Source organism: Enterococcus sp. DIV0800 (genome assembly GCF_050559735.1).
In the GTDB taxonomy this organism is placed as follows: domain Bacteria; phylum Bacillota; class Bacilli; order Lactobacillales; family Enterococcaceae; genus Enterococcus_A; species Enterococcus_A devriesei.
Genome location: NZ_CP187898.1, coordinates 843,093 through 865,984, shown reverse-complemented (window position 1 = coordinate 865,984; position 22,892 = coordinate 843,093). Strand labels below are relative to the sequence as shown.

Below are 22,892 nucleotides of genomic sequence, written 5' to 3'. Positions count from 1 at the left end.
AATCACGATATAGTAGAAATGACCGCTTCCAATCGCGTCACTTTTAAAAATATGGTAGACTGAAGCCATTCGGAAAATAAATTTAAGGAAGAAAATAAATGATTTTATTACAAGCAAATCAAATCGCCCGTTATTTTGGGGCGGATACATTATTTGAAAATATTCATCTAGAAATCGCCAGTAAAGGTCGCATCGGCTTAGTCGGTCGCAACGGTGCCGGAAAGTCGACTTTGTTGAAGATTATCGCAGGCATTGAAGCTCCTGACGCTGGTCAAATCATAAAAAATAAGCAAGCAACCTTAGGCTACTTAGCCCAAGATACCGGATTGGATTCTAATGAAACAATTTGGAATGAAATGCTGAAGGCGTTTGAAGCCGTTCGTAAAATGGAAGCAAGGATGCGTGAAGTCGAAGTCGCAATTGGCGAGACTTCGGAAAGTGATAGCCGCTACGCTTCTTTATTAAAAGAATACGATCAATTACAACATGATTTTAACGATCAAAATGGCTATGGCTATGAAAATGAAATACGCAGCGTCCTTCACGGCTTTAAATTCGACGAAAGCTTTTACGAAAAAGAGATCAGCACCTTATCCGGTGGACAAAAGACCCGTTTGGCTTTGGCCCGGATGCTCTTAGTACGACCTGACATCTTGATTCTCGATGAACCAACGAACCATTTAGACATTGAAACGCTGGCTTGGCTAGAGGATTATCTACAAGGCTATTCCGGTGCTCTCTTGATCGTCTCTCATGACCGATACTTCTTGGATCGAGTCGTAAATGAAATCTATGAAATTTCTCGCCATAAAATTCGCCATTACACAGGCAACTACTCCCGCTATCTTGATTTAAAAGCCGCGCAACTGGCGAGTGACTGGAAAGCCTATGAAAAACAGCAAACCGAGATCGACAAACTTGAAGATTTCGTTGCTCGTAATCTTGTTCGGGCTTCCACGACCAAGCGGGCTCAAAGCCGGCGAAAGACGTTGGAAAAAATGGATCGGCTGGATCGGCCTGATGGCAAAGAAAAATCGGCCACTTTTATGTTTGACATCGATAAAGTTTCCGGCAATGTCGTTTTACAAGTGGAAGAGGCGGCGATTGGCTACGCCGAAACATTAGCCGAACCAATTGATCTGGATGTGCGCCGTGAAGATGCCATTGCGCTAGTTGGTCCAAATGGGATTGGCAAATCGACCTTGTTGAAATCGTTGATTGGACAGCTTCCCTTCATTAAAGGCGAGGCTCACTTTGGGACCAATGTGTCCATCGGCTATTACGATCAAGGCCAAGCCGATCTACACGGCAATAAAACGATTTTAGCTGAACTTTGGGACGAGCACCCAACCACACCAGAAAAAGACATTCGCTCTGTCTTAGGCGGCTTTCTTTTCAGCGGTAAGGACGTGGAAAAGACGATTCCTTTATTAAGCGGTGGTGAAAAAGCCCGCGTGGCATTAGCCAAGCTTTCGATGAACAAAGAAAACTTTTTGATTCTTGATGAACCAACAAACCATTTAGATATCGACAATAAAGAAGTTTTGGAAAACGCCTTGATTGATTATCAAGGAACGCTACTATTCGTTTCTCATGACCGCTACTTTATCAACCGGATCGCCAATAAAGTCATCGAGCTTTCACCAGAAGGCAGCAAACTGTATCTAGGTGATTATGATTATTATTTGGAGAAGAAACGTGAAGAAGAAGAATTAGCGGAACTTTTAACAAAAGAGGAAACGCCAGTAGCTGCGCCAAAGAAAAAATTCTACCAAGACAAAGAGCAGCAAAAATTGATTCGTAGTTTAAAACGTAAGATCGAAGCTATTGAAGAAAATTTATCCAACCTGGATGAAAAGATTGATCAGTTGGAAACACAGATGAGCCAACCGGATATTTTGAATGATCATGTTCAACTATTGGAATTGACTAATGAGCTTGAAGCGAAAAAAGCTGAGCAGGAAGAGCAATTAGCCAGTTGGGAAGAGCTTAGCATAGAATTAGAAGAATTCGCATAACCTACAACTTTCGACCGATGACACCACCCTCCTTTTTCGCTTTAATAAAGGAGTGGAGGTGTTTTTTTATGACACGGCGAAGACGTCCGTTTTCAATTTTTCTAGGATCTATTTTAGTCATGGCAAGCTTAGGCATTTTTGCCACGCGCTTTTTAAATATAAATAGTAGTGCTGACAGCCAGCAAGATTTCTCTGAAGCAGCCAATCAGTACTTGCAAGGACACGGACAGGATTTCCCACTGTTGCTCCAAACCGACCCTCGCTGGAAGGACACCGCCTACGGCAGCGGCTCGGATCAAAATAATTTGGCAACGAATGGCTGTGCCATTACCTCTTTAGCTATGATCTTATCTTATTGGGAACATCGAACCGTTTATCCAACCGAAGTTTTACAATGGAGCGGTGATCATTATTATCAAACTGGACAAGGAACAGCCTGGTCGATCTTCCCTGCTTTTGCTCAAAATTATGGGCTAACGATAACTGACCTCGGAAAAAATCAGACGACAATTCAACAGCATCTAAATCAAAACCAACCGATTGTAATTTCCGTTAATCCCGGCGAATTTACTGATGTCGGTCACATTATGGTCATCAAAAAAGATATTCAGAGCGACCAGCTCATCATTTATGATCCTAATGACAATCAAACAAAGGAACATTATCGACAAAAATATTCATTAGATCACTTGATGCCTCAACTGGCAAATGCTTGGGCATACACAAAATAGAGCGGACGCAAATACGTCCGCTCTATTTTGTTGGGGGTTCCTGCTTTTACAGAGGAAAAAGATATTTTTTTAGGGTAATTTCATCATAAAGGATAGATTTGAAAAAGCAGTGAGCTTTTTTAGCTAAAGATAGAATAATTTATGGCGAAAGTATGAAGCTAATTTTTTTTTAGCTTTAAGAGTAAATCCCTTAAAGCGTTTAATAAAAAAATAAATTATTTATTTACTATTTATTATTGTTATTAAGTTAGAATCCCAATTGATTGTATCAGCAATTCACTAAATTATATATGTTATCTTAAAAATAACCTTAGCTAATTAATGTAAAAAGTACTACAAAAAGGTTTACATATTTTGATTTAACGGGTATATTGTGTGTGTAAACTTTAAAGTACTTTTTACTTAAAGAGGAGGATTTTTATGTCAATCAACATAGACTCACAAGAATATTTAGACAAGATCGATGCGTGGTGGCGGACAGCCAACTATATTTCTGTTGCACAAATGTATTTGAAGGATAACCCATTACTACGTCGTCCGTTGCAAAAAGAAGATTTGAAAACTCATCCAATCGGTCACTGGGGAACCATTGCTGGTCAAAATTTCCTTTATGCTCATTTGAATCGGGTGATTAATAAATATGACTTAAATATGTTTTACATCGAAGGTCCAGGTCATGGTGGACAAGTCATGGTTTCAAACTCCTATATCGATGGAAGCTACACTGAAATTTATCCTGAAGTAACTGAAGATGAAGCAGGCTTGAAACGTCTATTCAAAATGTTCTCATTTCCTGGCGGGATTGCTTCACATGCGGCTCCTGAAACACCTGGTTCAATCCACGAAGGCGGCGAATTAGGCTATTCCCTTTCTCATGCTACCGGCGCAATCTTAGATAATCCAGACGTAATCGCTGCAACGGTCGTTGGTGATGGTGAATCAGAAACGGGACCTTTAGCAGCTGGTTGGTTTTCAAATACGTTCATTAACCCTGTAAACGATGGGGCTGTCTTACCGATTCTTTATTTAAATGGCGGAAAAATTTCAAATCCAACAATCCTTTCACGTAAAAGCGATGAAGATTTGACCAAATATTTTGAAGGAATGGGCTGGAAACCTTACTTTGTTGAAGGCAATGATCCTGAAAAAGTTCATCCATTAATGGCAAAAACGTTAGACACAGTCATCGAAGAAATCAAAGCAATTCAAGCCGAAGCACGTAAAGGCAAAGCTGAAGATGCAGAGATGCCTCATTGGCCAGTGATTCTTTACCGCACACCAAAAGGCTGGACTGGTCCTGAAACATGGGATGACGAACAAATTGCCGGAACTTTCCGTGCCCATCAAGTTCCAATTCCTGTTGATTCCGAACATATGGAACATGCGGATAAATTAGTAGCCTGGTTGAAATCTTATCGTCCAGAAGAATTATTTGACGAAAACGGCAGAGTTGTCGATGAAGTCAAAGAACTTTCTCCAAAAGGCGAACATCGGATGTCAACGAATCCTATTACCAACGGCGGAATTGATCCAAAACCTATGAATATGCCGAATTGGAAAGCTTTAGCGATCGATACTTCTAAGCCTGGAGCTGTCGTTGCTCAAGACATGATCGTCTTTGGCGGACAAGCCCGCGATATGATTAAAAACAATCCAAACAACTTCCGGATTTTTGGACCAGATGAAACCAAATCAAACCGTTTGAACAAGGTCTTCGAAGTAACAGATCGTCAATGGATGGAGCCTAAAAACAGTACGGATGAATGGCAATCTTCTGTCGGCCGCGTGATTGATGGACAATTATCCGAACATCAAGCAGAAGGCTTCTTAGAAGGCTATGTCTTAACAGGACGTCATGGTTTCTTTGCCAGCTACGAATCATTCTTGCGTGTAGTGGATTCAATGTTGACTCAACATTTCAAATGGATGCGTAAAGCTAGCGCTCATTCATGGCGCAAGCACTATCCTTCATTGAATTTGATCTCAACATCGACCGTCTTCCAACAAGATCATAATGGTTATACCCACCAAGATCCTGGTGTATTGACTCACTTAGCTGAGAAAAAACCTGAATTTATTCGTGAATATTTGCCAGCGGATGCCAACAGCTTAATGGCCGTCATGGATAAAGCAATGCAAGATGAACAAGTCATCAATTTGATTGTTTCAAGTAAGCATCCACGTCCACAGTTCTATTCGGTTGAAGAAGCTGAAGAATTAGTCGATAAAGGCTTGAAAGTCATCGATTGGGCCAGCACCGATGGTGATAGTGAACCTGATTTAGTCATTGCAGCAGCGGGAACAGAACCTAATTTGGAAGCATTAGCCGCTGTAAGCATCCTAAACAAAGAATTTCCTGAGCTAAAAATCCGTTTCATTAATGTTGTCGATATCTTGAAACTCCGTCATCCAAACATTGATCCTCGCGGATTAAGCGATGAAGAATTCGATGAATTGTTTACGACCGATAAACCAGTCGTCTTTGCCTTCCATGGCTATGAAAATATGATTCGTGATATCTTCTTTGATCGTCATAATCATAACCTTAAAATTCATGGCTATCGCGAAAATGGTGACATTACTACACCATTTGATATGCGTGTCTTTAGTGAGTTGGATCGTTTCCATTTAGCACAAGATGCTGCCAACGCTGTCTTTGGCGAAAAAGCCGCAGAATTCGCAGAAAAAATGGACGAAACCTTACAAACTCATCATGATTTCATTCGTTCAGAAGGAAAGGATCTTCCTTTAGTCGATGATTGGCAATGGGCACCACTAAATAAATAAAACAATACAAGAAAGTCCCTAGAGCAAAATTTGCTCTAGGGACTTCTTTGTGTATTATAACTTATTGATTTTTTCTACTAAGGATTGGAGGATCTGATTCATTTTGACGCCGTTATCTTCCATAATCACTTTTTCAGACAAAATGAAGGAACCGCCAATGCCCACAACATTTGGATTTTCAATGTATTCTAGAAAATTTTCTTCATTGATCCCACCGGTTGGTAAAAATTTTATATCATAGAAAGGTCCGCTTAACGCATTGATTGCTTTCAAACCGCCATAAATATCTGCCGGAAAAAACTTAACTGTTTTTATTCCATAACTTGCGGCCTGCTGAATATCTGTTGGTGTTGCTGTTCCGGGAAAAATTGGGATTTCTTGCTCTAAACAATACTCGATTACTTCAGGTACTACAGCTGGAGAAACAATAAAAGTTGCACCATTTTCAATGGCAATTTTTACCTCTTCCAATGTTCGAACCGTTCCCGCTCCTACTAATAATTTGCCGGAAGCAGACAATTGTTTGATGGCTTCACCGGCTAATTTGCTACGAAACGTCACCTCAATCAAGGGAACGTGATTTTCTACTAAAATTTCCTCAACTTTAGGTAAATAGCTTAAATCGGTGGCGGTATAAAGAGGTAATAATTTCACTTCTTCTAGTGTTTGATAAACATTTTGTGACATTTTATTTTCTCACTTTCTAGCATTCGCTTTAGTGATCGCTTCGTGTAGGCCTTGCATATAAGTGATCCCCATCGCGCGGTCATACAATCCGTAACCTGGTCTTGCGACTTCTCCCCACAGTGTACGACCGTGATCTGGACGAATCACTCCATCAAAGCCAACCTCGATCAAGGCTTCCATAATTGCGTACATATCTAAAGAACCTTCCGTTGACAAATGCGCCGTCTCTTTAAATTTACGTTCACCTAAAAATTCTACATTACGGAAATGAACGAAATTGATTCGGTCACCTACTTCATGAATAATCTTCACCATATCATTATTAGGATCAGCTCCTAAGGCACCTGTACAAAGTGTGATCCCATTGTAAGGAGAGTCCACCATACTAGTGATTCGTTTTAAGTCTGAAAGATTCTTTGTAATTCGTGGGAAGCCAAAAATTTCCCAAGGTGGATCATCCGGATGAATCCCCATTTTGACATCTGTTTCTTCACAAACCGGAATGATTCTTTCCAAAAAGTACTTCAAGTTTTCAAATAAAACATCTTCGGTGACACCTTCATACATCTCAACTAATGAATTAAATTTGTTCAGACGCTCCTCTTCCCAACCAGAAAGCTGGAAACCTTTTGATTGGCTGCTGATTAACTTGTACATATCTCCTGGTTCCATATTGTCTACCACGGCTTGATCGTACAATAACGCCAAACTACCATCTTCATTTTCATAATTCAACGTTGTTTTGGCCCAACCAAAAATTGGTTTAAAGCTGTAGCAAATTAAATGAACATCACACGCCGCTAAATTGCGGATGGTTTGAATATAATTATCAATGTAGTGATCGCGTTCTGAGGTACCTGCTTTGATTGCATCATGAATTGCGACACTTTCGATCCCTAGTAATTCGATTTTTTCTTTTTCGATCGAATCCTTTAATTCCTGGATCTCTGCAACTTCCCAGACGTCGCCTGGAAGTTTGTTTAATAACGTACCAACAATCCCATTGATTCCGGGAATTTGTCGGATATCGTTTGCTGTAATGGAGTCACCTTGCTCTCCATACCATCTAAAGCCCCACTTCATTTATCCAGCCTCCTGTTTGTTTAAAAATCATCCTCATCGTCTTCACCTTCAGCAACCTCTGAAATATGCCAGCTACTTAGGCTGTCCGTCCCTTGAGCAACGACTGCTTCCGCGATTTCTTCCACCGGTGTGCTCAAAATTTGGTGATTGATCGTTTCTAACAACATTGGCAAATTCACACCGCCGATGACATACACTTTTTCTTGCACTTCGCTGTCTAACCCATTGGTAATTAAAACCGCTTGATTATAGGGACTTGCACTGACTAAGTCCGTCAAAACGATCACGCCAGCGTCTTGATTTACTTCATTAATCGCGTTTTCGATCTTTCCACCTAAAGCTTGAACATCGTCTCCTGCATTTAGATTGACGGTTACGATATTATTGGTTTCTCCTATGATGACTTCGGCGGCATCTTTCAAGCCATCACTTAATTTTCCATGTGTTGCAATTACGATTCCTAGCATAGCGCCCCTCCTAATTTTTTAATTTTTTTATTGCAGCAAATCCGCTACCAGAGAAATATTTTCCATATTGATTTTTTTCTCTTTTAAATCAGCTTTTGCGAGATAAAAAGACTGATCCTCCTGGTCGATTCGCGCACTGAAAAGATAGCTGACTTTTTGATTTGACGCATGATACGTTACTTTTTCATGATCAATCTTGGTATTTGGGAACTTGCCCACTAAATGCAGCGGTGCCGAAGCACCCACACTGTCCAAATAATAAATCTTGCAGCTGTCTTTGACTTGGCTTTGCAATTCTTCAAGTCCCGCATTCCCATAACTACCTTCATCTAAAAAGGCATAGGCAACCGTTTCTTGATCATTTTCCGCAATCATTTTTAACATCGCTAAAATCGATGATGTATTCCGCACCAGTGTTTTTCGAGTAGATAATCCTTTCGTTATTTTCCCAAATAGAGCAAAATAACCGGCATAAATCGCCACTATTAAAAGGGTACTCAAAGAATTAAATTGAAAAGAATCTGGAGAAATACGCATATAGATCAATGTCCCTAGAGCACCTATAGCGATTGCCGCCAGTGTACTCAGTAAAATGAAAGTGGTCGTTTTCTTCGCCTGGTCTTTCCGGTCAAATAAATGATACGAACCGATGTTTTCTGGAGGTGTGTCGTAGCTCGTACAAATGACGCGATTGGCCTTTTTAAGATTTCCTACATAGACGTTTCTTGCCGCGTATTTCTTTTGCTGGTTGTATTCGACTACGCGAATATCTTCACGTAATTTCGCAATGTCTGTCACTAGCGCTGTTAGAAATCTTTTTTTACTTTTTTCGGTACGCCGCAAGCGATAGATATATTGGTAACGAAACAACCAATCTTTAAATGCCTCTGTCTGCTCCATCGATTTCTCCTCCTGTTTTTATCGGTTCGTTTTAATTGATCTTAAAGCCCAAATTGTTTCAAGACATCTTTTAAACTTGATTTTGGTGCGGATGGTGTCGCTTGGAAATAAATATCCTCTACACCATAATTTTCATTCATATCTTTTAATTTTTCCGCATCCTCTTTGTTAAGATAAACTGATTTGGTTACCAATAAATCTTTTTCAGGATCTTTTTGCGCGATTCCGCCGATGTTTAATTCCTTCATCGGCACACCATGCTTCACTAAATCATAGATGACGCCAACCGTCTTGGTGATTAGGATGCAGTTGTATTCTTTAAAGTTGAATTCATCCCAATAGAACTTCGCTTTTTCCGGTGTGATCACAATGGTTTTTTGACCTGTCCGGCCACCTGCATTCTTGTATAATTCACGCATAAATTTGTCTTTTGCGACTACTTCATCTACTACGAAGATTGAATTTACACCACTTTTTTGTGAAAGAGTCACCATTACTTGTCCATGAATCAAACGCTCGTCTACTCGAGCTAAATTAATTACGCCCATCTTAAACACTTCCTTCTAATTTTTATAAAATTCCAACTCCGGCTAAGATAATTAAAATCAAGGTTAGCCAAAGCAAGGCTTGTGTAACCTTCAATCCTTTTTTCGTGTAGAACCAATAGACACCCATCACGACCGCTAAAGGTAAAATTCCTGGAACGATCTGATCAAGGATTTCTTGAATAACGAATTTTCGGCCGGAGATTGCGAACTTCAAGGTAGATTCTACTTTGACATAATTGCCGGCTAAAATTCCCATCATGAATAACCCGAGAACTGACAGTGCTTCGATTGCAGTTTGAACGCCAGTACTTTGCATCAGACCCGTTGCATTACGTCCCATTGTAAAGGACTGTCTCGCAAAGAAGACGCCTAAAGCTGCTTGGTAAATCGCAAAGCAGACAAATGGGAACAAAGCCCCCAATGCACTTCCTTGTTGTGCCCATGGAACAGCGATCGCAATAAAGATATATTGAACCGTTCCTGAGTCGATGGCATCACCAATCCCGGCTAACGCTCCCATCAAACCCGCTTTTGTGTTGTACATCAAGTCATCTTGCATCAAGATTTCTTTTTTCTGATATTCTTCTTCTGCCCGTTGTTGTTCCATTGATGACATCAACCCGGTGATAACACCACCACCCCAACTTAGCTGAGTATTAAAGAATAGCAGTTGACGCTTATAGGCTGCCTTTAAATCATCATCATTTTTGTATAATTTTTTCAAGATCGGCATCATCGCATAAAGTAGCGACGGTGCTAAATAGCGTTCAAAAGAATGGGGAATCTCATTGGCGAAATGCCATCTAAGATATGCTTTGGTTACGTCTTTACTAGTAATCTCTTCAGGTGCTAGATTATTATTTGATTCTTGATTCGTCGAAACTTCTTCCGTCATTATCTTTCCCTCCTATAAATGGCTTCCTAATTAGAACCCGTCATCGTAATCATCGTCGTCATCGTCAAAAGAAGTACTTGAACCGTCTCCAGCAGCTTCAGCAGCCGGTGGCGTTCCTTTGCCACCCTTTTGTGATTGAACGAAGATCAAGGCAATCAAGATGCCAAAGATCGCGTAAGTAACCATCGTGATTTCTAGTGATTTCAATACCACACTCATGAAATACGCAAGGAAGAAAAAGACCATATAATCTTTCCGACCAATAACATATACAGTTGTTGCGATCCCGATCGCGGCTAATCCGCCACCGACAACCTCTAGAATATGAATCACTACAGTGCCTTCCAAAGCGTTAATAACATCGGCGATAATTGGTGCGCCTAAAAATAGGGCAATGAACACTAACGGTACAAATAAAACAAATGATGCCAACGTTGGGTATAAAATAATCGAACGTTTCATTGCTTTTGCATTCAAATCTTCCACCGCTTTATCGGTGTACTTCCCTAAGAAAGTATTAATGAAGAAACGGAACTGATACAAATAACTTCCTAACAAACCAACTGGAACAGCAACCGCGATCGCGGCTTCGGGTTTTAAATTTCCTAACAAGGCAACTGGTACTGCGATCGCCGCCGCAATTGACGGTTCCGCCGGCATTGAACCACCTGGTGAGAAGACCCCCATATAAATCATTTGCAAAGCTGCCGTAACGATCATCGCTTGAGCAACATCTCCCATTACAATCCCGACAACTAAACCGGTCATTAATGGTGAAAAGCGCAAGGTTAAGGTAGCTCCTCCTCCTAACCAGCGTGACATTACTGCAGCGACCCATAAAGCAATCAACAGACTCTGCGTTACACTCAAAGTATCCATAATTTCCTCCTTCTAATGTGTACTTATATATTTTTCTAAATTAAAAATTGATTCCTTCAATAAATTCTTCGTAATCGGAATGGGTAATAAATGTACCTTCTCTTTCGAATCCACAAATTCTACGATCTGATCGATAACTGCCTCGTCAGTGGGAAATAACTCCATTTGCTGCAATGACATTGGCAAATTCAGTTCCCGATAAAAAGGCAAAAGCGCCTCGATCTGTTCCCATTTTTCTTCAACTGCTAGTTGATAAAAAATACCATAGGCCACTTTTTCACCATGTAAATAGTTATGACTAGCGGGAAGATATTTACTCATGCCATCGTGCATCGCATGGGCGATCGCATTTCTAGCGTATTTATCGCCTAACCCGCCAACTAATCCAGCAACTGCAAAAACGATTTCTGATAAATGAATAAATTCTTCAGTCGCAAGCCCCACTTTCATATCACTAATGGCCTTGGCTGAATCATTTAGAATTGCTTCCTTACACAATACTGTCGTATAAGTCGCTACTCGTAAAAAGGGTTCGCAACGCAAATGATCTTGCTGTAAGATTGCATCCGATTCATACCATTTAGCTAACGTATCCGCGAGCCCAGCGACAAAATATTCTACCGGTGCATCTACAACCAGCTCCGGGTCTGTGATTAGAAAAGCTGCTTGCCGTAAAAAGTGCTCGGTCTTGCCTTCTGATTCACCAGTCTCTTTATACATTACTGAAAGTGGCGTCCACGGCGCACAGTTACTCGTTAGCGTTGGAATCACACCAAAATTGGTATTTAATCGATGCGCCGCATAGCCCACTAGGTCCGTCAGCTTTCCTCCACCGACCCCAATGATAAAATCAATCTGATGTCCCTCAACATAATCAACAATTCGCTCCGCTCCATAGTAGCTGCACTCTCCAGTGTATTGCAGAAAGTGAAAATGGTACTCAGAAGCATCAAGGAAACTTAGATACGGCTTTGCTTTCTCAAAAGAAATCTGTCCATGAACGACTAAAATGTTTTTAGCTGAGAACTCTTTCAAAACATCTGGTACAAATTCGATTGCGCCAACATGATAGCGATAAAATTGTGGGCCAACTTTGACCTTTAAATCTGTTAACATTGCTTTCCCCCTTTCACAAATCCTAAAACTTACTCTTTCTTAACTGAAAGATTTGCTATATGGCTGAACTGCTCGCTCAGGAATTTTTCCAGTGACGACATCCTCAACATCTCGCAGACATTTAGCGCCCATTTCTTGTAAGCATTCCATTGTATATGCCGAAGTATGCGGTGTCATTACGACATTGGTGAAAGTTAAATACGGATGATCTCGCCGGCCTGGCTCTTCTTCCAAGACATCCGTCGCAAGTCCCGCGATTTTTCCTGATTCCAATCCTTTGACAGCTGCTGCTTCATCGATTAAGGCACCTCGTGCACTGTTAGAAATGTAGACATTGTCTTTCATTTGGGCGATTTCTTTTGTTGAGATCATGTGATAATTTTCTTCGTTCAAGCTGGCGCATAGACAAATGATGTCCGCTTCTTTTAATAGCTGAGGTAGATCGACTTTTTTCGCGCCATAGCTTTCAATGTGTAACGCTGACTTATACGGATCATAAGCTAATACATTACAGCGGAACCCATTACGCAATGTTTCTACCACGCAGCTTCCGGTATTTCCCACGCCAATGACACCAACGGTTTTATTGAACAATGTTCGGCCAACAAAATTTGCTCGGTCCTCCCAGTTGTCATTCTTCACACTCAAATCAGCTTCAACTGTTTTCCTTAAAAGGGCTAATAAATTGGTAATATTATTTTCTGCTACTGCGTCTCGTTCTACTAAAGCTGGGATAATCGAAACTAGGGTATCATGTGCTTGTGCTGCCTCAATATCAATATTGTTATAGCCGATACCATGTCTAGTAATTAAAATAAGTTCATCCTTATGATCAAAAAATTCCTTCGTGAAAAATGGCGTGACACTTGCAATAACGATATTGTAGCCTTGCAACAGCTCGGCTAATTCCTTTCCGCCGATCTCCCCATCAACTGTAAATGAATCCACCTCACCAATTTGCTTTAGTCGATCCAACTGATCATGAAAAATTTTGCCGAAACTACTTGAATTCACAATCGCAATTTTGTATTTTTCCATTTTATAAACTCCTTTTAAACTTCCTTACCCATCCATACGCAACGAATTTTCTTCTACGTTACAGCTACACTGTTTTCTTCTTTTAGAGTCATTCCTTTCTTCAAAATCCTAAAAACTGACAAAATATTCCAGGAAACCGATTTCTGATAACGCATTCAACTATCTGTCTTTATTATACAAAAAAATATTTTTTTGTAAATAGAAAAAATAAAAAATATTTTTGTTGATTTATTTTTGATTACCTAGTATCTTATGGGTATCACTTACTTTGCAAAGGAGTTGTAGAAATGTCTAGCCCGATTAATTTACAGATTAAGTCGCTGTATGAGGACTTCAGTCCTAAAGAGCAGGCCATTGCCACCTACATATTAGAAAATCCAGACAAAGTTGCTCACAGTTCAATCAGCGATCTCTCCACCGAGCTAGGAATTGCCGATTCAACTTTTTTTCAATTTACTAAAACGCTAGGATATAGTGGGTTCAAAGATTTTAAGTTGGCTTTATTGAAACAGGAGAATGATTTGTCTGCCGTTACGATCCACGAGAATGTTCAGAAAGACGATTCTGTTTTAGTGATGGCTGAAAAAGTTTTTGATTCAAATATGAAAACATTAACGGATACGAGGAAACTTTTAAAGGAAGCGGATTTAAATAAAGCGATCAAGCTGATCTCCGAATCTAGAAGACTTTATTTTTTTGGTGTCGGCGGCTCTGAGATCGTCGCTACAGATGCCTATCATAAGTTTTTACGCTCTCCTATTCCGGTAGGACACAGTACGGACTATCATATTCAGTTGATGGAAGCCTCTTTGCTAACACAAGCAGATTGCGCGATTTTGATCTCCCATTCGGGAAAGTCCAAAGAGACGATCCACATCGCGGAAGCAGCTAAGAAAGCCGGAGCTAAAATAATCGTAGTAACTAGTCAAGCAAATTCACCATTAGCAAAATTAGGGGATGTCGTTTTTATCTCGATCTCGGAAGAAATTGAATTTCGCTCTGAAGCACTTGCCTCGCGAATCGCGCAATTAAGTATTATTGATTCACTTTTCGTCATACTGATGTTTAATAATCGCGAACAGGCGCAAGATACAATCGCTAAAGTCCGAAGCGTCATCTTAGGAATAAAGGAAAAATAAAACCCTCACCTCCGAATTAGTTGAAAATACTAATTAAAGGTATTTTTTTCATAACTTTCTTCATAGCTTAAGTTTACCTGCTTTCATTGTGTCAACCGACTAAGCAACTAAAAAGATCATTTCTATTTTTTTAACATTCATAAGGAAATAGAAAAAATTCCTGATGGATTACTTGGTTTAGTAATCCATCAGGAATCTTTTTATAAAACTATGGTATCGCAATCGCTACTACACGCTGGCTTGTCCTTCATTAAAAATTATTCTTTGCAAAAGGCCGTTTCACGATCCAATAAATAAGGTCGATAGTACGCCAAGACATCATTTAACGGTAGAATTTCTTCTCTAAGCTTGATACCCAGCACCTGTTTTAAATACGTTCGTCTGCGAACCATTCGCTCCCAGACTTCTGGATACTCAGTTTCTAACGCATAACGCAATTCACTATCGGCAATCGCCACGCCATCCTCACAGCTGGTCCCACCGTAGCCCGCTACTCTCGGTATAATATCAATTTGAAAGAGCTGTCCGCTTTTGATTTCAGCGTTGCCATTTTTTGAAAACGGTGATGACATCCATTCTTCATCCGCGACGAAATGACCTGGATTCAATTTCCAATGATAGTCGGCTTGAGGCAAGGTCGTTTCAATCTCTTCATAAAGTTTCCCGGCTGCCATTCCAATATGAATTTTTTCTAGCCACGTACAAAAAGCAGAATAGTACGGTTTCGCTACCTTCTCTTCATAATCCGACACGGCCTCCGGCAAGTCTGACTTACTTTCGGCAACATACGCCGCACGACTTGATAGTCCGCCTTTATAACCGACAGAAGTCGAAAAAGTCTTTCCCAACTCAACTTGTTTATTCCTTGGATACAACGTCGCATTCGTAAAACGAGTACCGGTCGCGCAAATGGTTGTGATTGTATTCGGCTGACCAAATTGTGCCAAGTTACCTGCCAATTCTAATTCGGTCTTTCCCAGCTCAACGCTATTCATCGTATTTAAGATGCCAATGCCAGCTAACGTTGCGCCATATTCGTAGTGAGCAATCTCATTCGCGTTATTAATCGTACGAATTCCATTATTTGCTCCAATCAATAGATCAGCACCATTAATTAACCCTGCTTCATCATTAATCACCTGCTTTAAGCTATCAACGATAAAATAAGGCAAATCAAATAATTTATAATTCTCTTCAACGGCTGAGGTGAAATTTTTCCAGCCAATCACTGCTACCTTTTGTCCTTTCTCAATTCCAGCTTCTGTCAAATAATCTTTGAAAGGAGCATCATCCTCCATTGGCTGATTGGGTAGAGAAAAGAATGGAACATGAATCAATTGGGTTTCCAATCTAGCATGTTGTACCATCTTTGTATTTTCATTACCCAGTAATAAAAAGGCCTGCCCATTTTGATGAATAACTAAAAGAGCTTCTTCAAACCGTGGGATAAATCCAGTGAAGTATTCGAAGTTCGATCCATGTTCTCGATCTCCATAAATCACTACGGTATCAATTTCCTTTTCCTTCATCGCCACGAGTAAAGCCTTTTTTCGTTTAGCCATCGTTTCATCTGATAACTCAACGGGAACAATATTCTTTGTAAATTCTGGCTGCACAATTTTCTTGGTAATTATTCGCATAATTTCTCTCCTTTTACATAGTTCTTCAACAATATCTGTACTTTCTCACAACAAACCATCATTTAACACATAATAACACGATAACCAACTTTTGGTAACTTTTTTTAACAAAAGTCTAGAGTTTAAATTAAAAAAACATTATCCAGAACCTCTTGGATAATGTTTTGACTACTATATCAGCGATTATTTCTAATAACAAAAGATTAATCGGTTAGACTACTAAAATATTTCCTTCCGACTCATGATCGTTTGCAAGAAAATCAAAGATCTCTAAATAATCCGTGATCACTATATCAAAATCATAAATGGAACCAATACCATATAAATAATCATGGTCAATTTTGCTTCGGTCGAAAACCAAAATTTTCTTTTTGCTTCTTGCCATCACCGCTTGTTTCGTAAAGGCATCCTCTTCACTATGCAAACTCACTCGACCATTGGAATCCACGGCTTCTGCACCGATAACGCAATAATCAAACGATAAATGATTCATATAATTTTGTGTTTCCATTCCTAAAAAACCGCCGGATAATTCTCTGTATTTGCCTGGAACTGAATGCAAACTTAAATTTTCAACCTTTGAAAGATGATTCATGACTAGTAACGAATTGGTGTAATAATTACAGCCAATCTTCTGCGTGAGTTCTAACGCAACATGAAGAACCGTCGTGCCTGTCTCCAAAAAGACCGAACTACCATCACTAATTTCTTCCGCAGCCCTTTGGCCAATCCGTTTTTTTTCATTGACGAATAAATCCGACTTGACTGATATCGGATACTCCAAAATATTGGAATCCTTATACATCGCTCCGCCATGAAAAAGTTGAATCACCCCACGGGCTTCTAATTCCTTGAAATCTCTGCCCACTGTCATTTTAGAGATGCCAAACTCTTCAGCGATTTCAGCGCTGGTGATGCTGCCTTTTATTTTTACTTTTTCGGCGATCCATTCTTGCCGTTGTCTTTGATTCAACGTAGGTTCCTCCTCAACGCTTTACACTAAAATTTATTTTAACACGGTCAGCCGCTCATGTAATCTTTTTAAGTGATTCATTCAGAAGAAGTCGGCTTTCAAACAATTAGTATTTTTTTAATGCTTTATTTACTTCATTATAGGATCTATACATCGCTTTTTTTTGACCTGCTTGAAAAACATTGCAAAAGACTGCACGAGTTTGACTCGTACAGTCTTTTAGTTAACTATAGCGTTCTTTCATTTGAGTTTTTCGCTGTTTACTGCGAATCCATTTATCTATTTCTGTAATTAATAGAATCAACATCCCGGCTAAAATAGTAATTCCCCATTCAATAAAACTCATTGACTCGGTATGAAACGCTTGCTGCATAAACGGCACGTAAGTTAACAATAGTTGCAGCATGACCATTATACCAATGATCAAAAAAGCTGGTTTATTACTGAAAAATTCTTTTGATAATGCGAATTTAGTCGTTCGAATATTAAACAAATAGAAAATTTTACTAATAACGATAATATTCACCATCATTGTACTTGCAGTGGTTTTGTCTAAGCCTTGATTCAACAACCAATCATGTGCAATCAAACTAATTAACGCTATAAGAATCGACACATATGCCATTTGAAAAATATCATGTTTGTTCATCAAACGACTACCTGTCTTTTGCGGTGCTTGTTCCATAATCTTTTCTTCCGCCGGCTCAAAGATAAAAGCGAATTGAATCGTGATAGCCGAAACCATATTGATCCATAAAAGTTGTGTCGCTTGTAATGGCATATCTTGCTGCATCAGAATTGTAAAGGCAATAATCAATCCTTCCGCAAAGGAGGTCGGTAGTAAAAAAAGGATACTCTTTTTAATATTGTCATAGATTCGACGGCCTTCACGAATGGCGATGGACATCGTTGCAAAATGATCGTTCGTTAAGATCATATCGGCAGAGTCTTTGGCTACATCGGTTCCTTCAATCCCCATAGCCACACCGATATCCGCCCGCTTCAAAGCAGGTGCATCATTGACCCCATCACCAGTCATAGCAGTGACTTTATCGTTAGCCTGAAGAGCCTCGATAATTTCAAGCTTGTTTCTAGGCGTCGTCCGAGCGAACACTTGATGGGAGATAGCTGCTTTCTTTTTTTCACTTTGAGACAGCTGATCCCATTCTTGACCGGTGATGACACGAATTTCTGGTGCCAAACTCAGCTTTTCTCCGATGGTTTTGGCAGTCAGCGGATGATCTCCTGTGATCATTTTTACTTCGACTCCTGCTTTACGCATGTCTTTCAGCGATTCAATTACTTCTTCACGTGGTGGATCAATAATTCCAGCTAAGCCAACCAGCTCGATTCCCTCAAATAGAATTTCATGGCTAATTTCTGTTAGTTCATTGGAAACCTCCTTGTAGCCTACTGCTACTACACGTTTGCCAGCTGCCGATAATTTTCTTACCGTTTGCGTCCATTTCTTTTCTGCAACTTTAGCCATCGGAAATAACTTATCCGGAGATCCTTTAATAAAGATCAATTGTTTGCCTGTTGCATCCTTAACCAGTTTCGCCATATAGCGATAGTCTGAATCAAAGGGCAGCATATCAACTTCTTCGTATGGTGATTCATGTTCCTCACCATAATATTTACGGTACAAAGTCAAGAATGATCCGTCAGTCGGCTCACCGTTGATTCCCCAACGGCCATCTTCCTTGGTTAATAGCGTGTCATTCGCCTGAAAACCTGCTTCCAAAAATAATTCAAGCTTTTCAGAGCCCGCAATCTCCTGGCCCTTTTCTAAAATTTCTCCTCGCGGTTCATACCCATTTCCACTAACTTCATAATGGTGATCTGCTAGAAAAATATCCTTTACAGTCATTTCATTTTTAGTTAGTGTCCCAGTCTTGTCTGTAGCGATCACATCGACTGATCCCAATGTCTCGACTGCTGGCAGTGATTTGACGATCGTGTGTTTGTTCTTCGCCATATCGCTAACACCCATGGCTAAAATGACAGAAGTCGTAGCGGGTAGCCCTTCCGGTATCGAGCCAACAATCATCGTTACGATTGCTAATGATAGGACAGACAAGGAATAGGTCTCAAGCAAAAGGCCTAAGCCAAATAAGAGAACAGCAGCTCCAATCACAACATAGGAAACGCCTTTCCCTAAGCCATCGATTTGCTGCATTAAAGGCGACTTTCGTTTTTTTACTTGAACAATTTCCGCGGAGATTTGTCCGATTTGAGTCTGTTCTGCGGTAGCTGTCACAACTCCTACTCCGCTCCCATTAGTAACGGAAGTAGAGGCAAAACCTCGGTTGATCTGTTCAGCCAAAGGAACAGTCTTTTTCGGTAAATCTTCTGCTATCTTTTCAATGGAATCTGCTTCACCAGTCAAAGAAGCTTCTTGAATTCGTAAATTATCACTGTCAACGATTCGCAAATCAGCAGGTACTTTATCCCCAGCTTCTAAGAAAACAACATCCCCGACAACTAAGTCCTCTGTAGGAATATCTATTCGTTGTCCCTCACGATAAACAGTCGCTTCAACAGCCAACATCTCTCGAATTTTTTCTAAGGCATCTGAAGCATTGGCTTCTTGGTAATAACCTACCAACGCATTGATCACTACCACCAGTCCAATAATTATCGCATCTGAATAATGCCCCATTAAAATGGTCAATAGCGCCGCAACTAGCAAAATGTAGATAATCATATTGTGAAATTGTCGGATAAACAGCCGCCACTTTGAAACTTTTTTGGTTTCTAACTTATTTGGACCATTTTCTGCTAAACGTCTCTGGGCTTCGCTGTTAGTCAGCCCTTGCTCGAAATCTTTGTTTGGATAATCTTCCCTCAATTGTTCGATACTCTTATAATGATCTTCCTGCATTCGTTCTCTTCTCCTTATTTTTACCTACGCTAAAAAAGCACCTTGTGTATACAACGCACCAGAATAAGCTATTCTCTTTGAAAATAAGGAATCTTCTGCTTTAATAACGACGTCTCACCGGCGTCAGAATCCATGCGCCACTCACCTCCATTACTTGTTAAGTCAAAAATAGCAAACAGGTGTTTACAAGTCAAATAACTAGAGTTTCTTTAATAAAAATGCTAAAAAAAATTAACATAAAAAAGGACCTCGTTTATTCGAGGTCCTTTTGATGTTAGAAAAATTATTTTGTTACGCTCACTATGCTAGTAGATCAAAAATCAGACAGATTAGTTTTCATCCTAATCTTCTTAAACCAACACTCAATTTACCATCATTTCCGATACATCTTAAATTCCAAATACAAATCATTATAAATCCCCAAATACTTCGGTCCTAAATCTTTATAGACTTCCAGATGACTGATCGTTTGATCGTCAGGATAGAATTGTTTGTCACCAGAGATACTTTTCGGCAGCATTGCCAAAGCTTTTTTATTCGGGGTCGAATAGCCGATGTATTCAGCATTTTGTTTGGCATTTTCTGGTTTTAGCATAAAGTTGATAAAGTCGTATGCCCCCGTTTGATTCTTCGAAGTCTTAGGGATCACGATATTATCAAACCAGAGGTTCGAACCTTCCGGTGGGATCACATAGTGCAAGTGCTTATTTTCTGACATCATATCGGCCGCTTCGCCGGAGAAGGTCACCGCTACCGCACTTTCTTCGTTTGCCATATACATCTTAATTTCATCAGCGACAATCGCTTTGACATTGGGAGTTAAGCTGCTTAATTTGTTGATAGCTTGATTTAATTGAGGCATCTTTTTACTATTAATAGAATAGCCTAATGTGGTCAAAGATAGCCCCATCACTTCCCGCGCACCATCAATCAGCATAATATTATTTTTTAATTCAGGCCGCCACAGGTCTTCCCAATGTTTGATCTTGTCACTGGAAACAAACTTATCATTATAAACGATTCCTAATGTGCCCCAGAAATAGGGGATCGAGTATTGATTGTTCTGGTCAAAATCCAAATTTAGAAAGCGCGGATCAATATTTTCTAAGCCGTGAATCTTTGTATGATCCAATGGTAGCAATAATTTTTCTTTTTTCATTTTTTGGATCATGTATTCACTGGGGATCGCGATGTCATAGGCGGTCCCGCCTTGCTTGATCTTAGCTTCCATCGCTTCATTTGAGTCAAAGGTTTCGTAATTGACTTTATAGCCGTATTCTTTTTCAAATTGCTTGATCAAATCGGGATCGATGTAATCGCCCCAATTATAGATGTTCAACACTTTAGAACCCGCGTTAGACGAATGATTCAAACGCACCACGACGAAAGTCAACAATAAAATGATGGCGACGACACCAATAATAAAGGACTGCAGCTTTCTCATTTTAGTACCGCCACCTCCTCAAATTCTCGTTTTCGTTTCCGTGCCTTTTTCGACGTATCGCGACTGATAAAGTAATAGCCCACGACTAATAATAAAGAGAAAATAAACACAAGGGTCGATAAGGCGTTGATTTCTAAGCTGATTCCTTGTCGTGCCCGCGAATAGATTTCCACGGATAGTGTTGTAAAGCCATTCCCGGTCACAAAGAAGGTCACAGCAAAATCATCAAGTGAATAAGTAAAGGCCATGAAATAACCTGCAATGATTCCCGGTGTTAAAAAGGGCAAGATGATATTGCTTAACACTTGAAAATTATTAGCCCCTAAATCTCGTGCCGCATCGATCATTGAATCATTCATTTCCTTTAGCTTCGGTAAGACCATCAACACGACGATCGGAATACTAAAGGCGACATGGGACAGCAAGACACTGACAAAGCCCAGCTGGAAGTTTTTCAAGACGCCTCCCAGCATGGTGAACAAAATCAAAAAGCTGGCACCGATAATAACGTCTGGCGACACCATTAAAATGTTATTCAGTCCTAATAACACATTCCGTGAATTGCGTTTTCTCGTATAATAAATCCCCATTGCGCCAAAAGTCCCAATCACAGTCGCTAGCAAAGCTGATAAAAAAGCTAAGACAAATGTTTGCACGACGATACTAATTAAACGACGATCTGAAAACAAATTCTGATAGTGTTCCCAGGTGAAGCCGGTGAAGGAACTCATATTTCCACCTTGATTAAAGGAATAAAAAATCAAATAGAAAATCGGAATATACAATAAGACAAACACAAAAATCAAATAAATAGTTGACCAAGAAAACTTGCTTCTTCTCATTTTACCCGGCCTCCTTTTCTTTTCTCACCTGTCAGCATCATCACGATGAACATCGCGACAATCAAGATCACACCAATCGTTGAACCCATTCCCCAGTTTTGAGTCACTAAGAAATGCTCCTCAATCGCTGTCCCTAACGTAATCACTCGATTCCCGCCGATTAAACGAGTCAACATGAATAAAGAAAGCGACGGGATGAAGACAGCCTGCACGCCACTTTTTACTCCGTTCAATGACAGCGGAAAGATCACGCGACGAAACGTATCAACATTATTCGCTCCAAGATCACGACTGGCGCTAATCAACGAAGGATTGATTTCTTCTAATGCGTTAAAAATCGGCATGATCATAAACGGCAGCTCGATGTAAGCCGCGACAAACATAAAACTAAAGTCGGTAAACAAAAGCTGCTTTTGTCCGATCCCAATGAAGCTTAAAAAATCATTAACTGATCCATTGGCACTAAAGATTCCGATAAAGGCATAGGCTTTCAATAGTAAATTGATCCACGTTGGTAAAACGACTAATAGCAATAATAATTGCCGATGCTTTAATTTTGCTAAAAAATAAGCCGTGGGATAACTAATCAAAAGTGTCATCAAGGTAATCAAGAAAGCAAACAGTACCGAATTGACCGTCATCATCAAATAGGTTTTAGAAGTTAGATACGTATGGTAATTGGCTAGAGTAAAATGACCATTCATATCAAAGAAAGATTGATAAACAATCAAAATCACCGGCGCGATAACAAAAAATAGCAGCCAGAAAAAATAAGGGATAGAGTAAAAACGACGCATATTTTTCATTAAATACTCCCCTTT

At 39.9% G+C, this 22,892-nt stretch carries 19 protein-coding genes; 4 read left to right on the top strand and 15 right to left on the bottom strand.

From position 1 onward, the window contains the following. The first annotated feature begins 98 nt into the window (after positions 1-98). The 3 genes from IGI54_RS04105 to IGI54_RS04095 all read left to right on the top strand — a co-directional run bounded on the left by IGI54_RS04105 (position 99) and on the right by IGI54_RS04095 (position 5,536). A complete protein-coding gene (locus tag IGI54_RS04105; protein WP_430621237.1) occupies positions 99-2,018 on the top strand; it encodes an ABC-F family ATP-binding cassette domain-containing protein in 1,920 nt (639 codons plus the stop codon). 68 nt (positions 2,019-2,086) lie between these two features. Beyond that, positions 2,087-2,749, top strand: coding sequence for a C39 family peptidase (locus tag IGI54_RS04100; RefSeq protein ID WP_430621236.1), 663 nt, complete (start codon positions 2,087-2,089; stop codon positions 2,747-2,749). Positions 2,750-3,169: 420 nt separating this feature from the next. Further along, the gene (locus IGI54_RS04095; protein ID WP_430621235.1) at positions 3,170-5,536 is read left to right on the top strand and encodes a phosphoketolase family protein; all 2,367 of its coding nucleotides are present in this window, start codon (positions 3,170-3,172) and stop codon (positions 5,534-5,536) included. A 54-nt stretch (positions 5,537-5,590) separates the two neighbouring features. Here IGI54_RS04095 and IGI54_RS04090 read toward each other — a convergent pair whose 3' ends face one another. The 9 genes from IGI54_RS04090 to IGI54_RS04050 are packed head-to-tail and all read right to left on the bottom strand — an operon-like array spanning position 5,591 to position 13,149. Next, a complete protein-coding gene (locus tag IGI54_RS04090) occupies positions 5,591-6,223 on the bottom strand; it encodes a bifunctional 4-hydroxy-2-oxoglutarate aldolase/2-dehydro-3-deoxy-phosphogluconate aldolase (protein WP_071863324.1) in 633 nt (210 codons plus the stop codon). A 9-nt stretch (positions 6,224-6,232) separates the two neighbouring features. Continuing rightward, entirely contained in the window at positions 6,233-7,306 is a 1,074-nt protein-coding gene (gene uxuA, locus IGI54_RS04085; protein ID WP_071863323.1) for a mannonate dehydratase, read from the bottom strand. Between the two features lie 20 nt (positions 7,307-7,326). After that, positions 7,327-7,773, bottom strand: a complete 447-nt coding sequence (locus IGI54_RS04080; RefSeq protein ID WP_313630297.1) for a PTS sugar transporter subunit IIA — start codon at positions 7,771-7,773, stop codon at positions 7,327-7,329. Between the two features lie 27 nt (positions 7,774-7,800). After that, complete coding sequence (locus IGI54_RS04075) at positions 7,801-8,673, bottom strand: hypothetical protein (protein ID WP_430621234.1); 873 nt, start codon at positions 8,671-8,673, stop codon at positions 7,801-7,803. A gap of 41 nt (positions 8,674-8,714) precedes the next feature. Further along, positions 8,715-9,221, bottom strand: a complete 507-nt coding sequence (locus IGI54_RS04070) for a PTS system mannose/fructose/N-acetylgalactosamine-transporter subunit IIB (RefSeq protein WP_071863320.1) — start codon at positions 9,219-9,221, stop codon at positions 8,715-8,717. A 22-nt stretch (positions 9,222-9,243) separates the two neighbouring features. Continuing rightward, positions 9,244-10,116 carry a PTS system mannose/fructose/sorbose family transporter subunit IID gene (locus IGI54_RS04065; protein ID WP_430621233.1) on the bottom strand — a complete coding sequence of 291 codons (873 nt, stop codon included), beginning with the start codon at positions 10,114-10,116 and terminating at the stop codon, positions 9,244-9,246. Between the two features lie 30 nt (positions 10,117-10,146). Next, a complete protein-coding gene (locus IGI54_RS04060) occupies positions 10,147-10,995 on the bottom strand; it encodes a PTS mannose/fructose/sorbose/N-acetylgalactosamine transporter subunit IIC (protein ID WP_071863318.1) in 849 nt (282 codons plus the stop codon). A 12-nt stretch (positions 10,996-11,007) separates the two neighbouring features. Then, positions 11,008-12,111 (bottom strand): iron-containing alcohol dehydrogenase family protein, encoded by a 1,104-nt coding sequence (locus IGI54_RS04055; RefSeq protein ID WP_430621232.1) that lies wholly within the window; start codon positions 12,109-12,111, stop codon positions 11,008-11,010. A 39-nt stretch (positions 12,112-12,150) separates the two neighbouring features. Next, positions 12,151-13,149 (bottom strand): D-isomer specific 2-hydroxyacid dehydrogenase family protein, encoded by a 999-nt coding sequence (locus IGI54_RS04050; protein ID WP_430621231.1) that lies wholly within the window; start codon positions 13,147-13,149, stop codon positions 12,151-12,153. 287 nt (positions 13,150-13,436) lie between these two features. Between IGI54_RS04050 and IGI54_RS04045 the strand changes: the two genes are divergently transcribed. Further along, complete coding sequence (locus tag IGI54_RS04045; protein WP_430621230.1) at positions 13,437-14,288, top strand: MurR/RpiR family transcriptional regulator; 852 nt, start codon at positions 13,437-13,439, stop codon at positions 14,286-14,288. Between the two features lie 257 nt (positions 14,289-14,545). Here IGI54_RS04045 and IGI54_RS04040 read toward each other — a convergent pair whose 3' ends face one another. The 6 genes from IGI54_RS04040 to IGI54_RS04015 form a co-directional block, all read right to left on the bottom strand. Further along, entirely contained in the window at positions 14,546-15,928 is a 1,383-nt protein-coding gene (locus IGI54_RS04040) for a M24 family metallopeptidase (protein WP_430621229.1), read from the bottom strand. A gap of 211 nt (positions 15,929-16,139) precedes the next feature. Beyond that, the gene (locus IGI54_RS04035) at positions 16,140-16,901 is read right to left on the bottom strand and encodes a DeoR/GlpR family DNA-binding transcription regulator (RefSeq protein WP_430621228.1); all 762 of its coding nucleotides are present in this window, start codon (positions 16,899-16,901) and stop codon (positions 16,140-16,142) included. A 223-nt stretch (positions 16,902-17,124) separates the two neighbouring features. Then, on the bottom strand, positions 17,125-19,785 hold the full coding sequence (locus IGI54_RS04030) for an HAD-IC family P-type ATPase (protein WP_430621227.1): 2,661 nt from the start codon (positions 19,783-19,785) through the stop codon (positions 17,125-17,127). Between the two features lie 373 nt (positions 19,786-20,158). Further along, complete coding sequence (locus IGI54_RS04025) at positions 20,159-21,229, bottom strand: ABC transporter substrate-binding protein (RefSeq protein ID WP_430621226.1); 1,071 nt, start codon at positions 21,227-21,229, stop codon at positions 20,159-20,161. After that, complete coding sequence (locus IGI54_RS04020) at positions 21,226-22,071, bottom strand: ABC transporter permease (protein ID WP_430621225.1); 846 nt, start codon at positions 22,069-22,071, stop codon at positions 21,226-21,228. The genes IGI54_RS04025 and IGI54_RS04020 overlap by 4 nt, the downstream gene beginning before the upstream one ends. Further along, positions 22,068-22,877 (bottom strand): ABC transporter permease, encoded by an 810-nt coding sequence (locus tag IGI54_RS04015; RefSeq protein ID WP_311901308.1) that lies wholly within the window; start codon positions 22,875-22,877, stop codon positions 22,068-22,070. Before IGI54_RS04015 ends, IGI54_RS04020 begins: the two co-directional genes overlap by 4 nt. Positions 22,878-22,892: the final 15 nt, after the last annotated feature.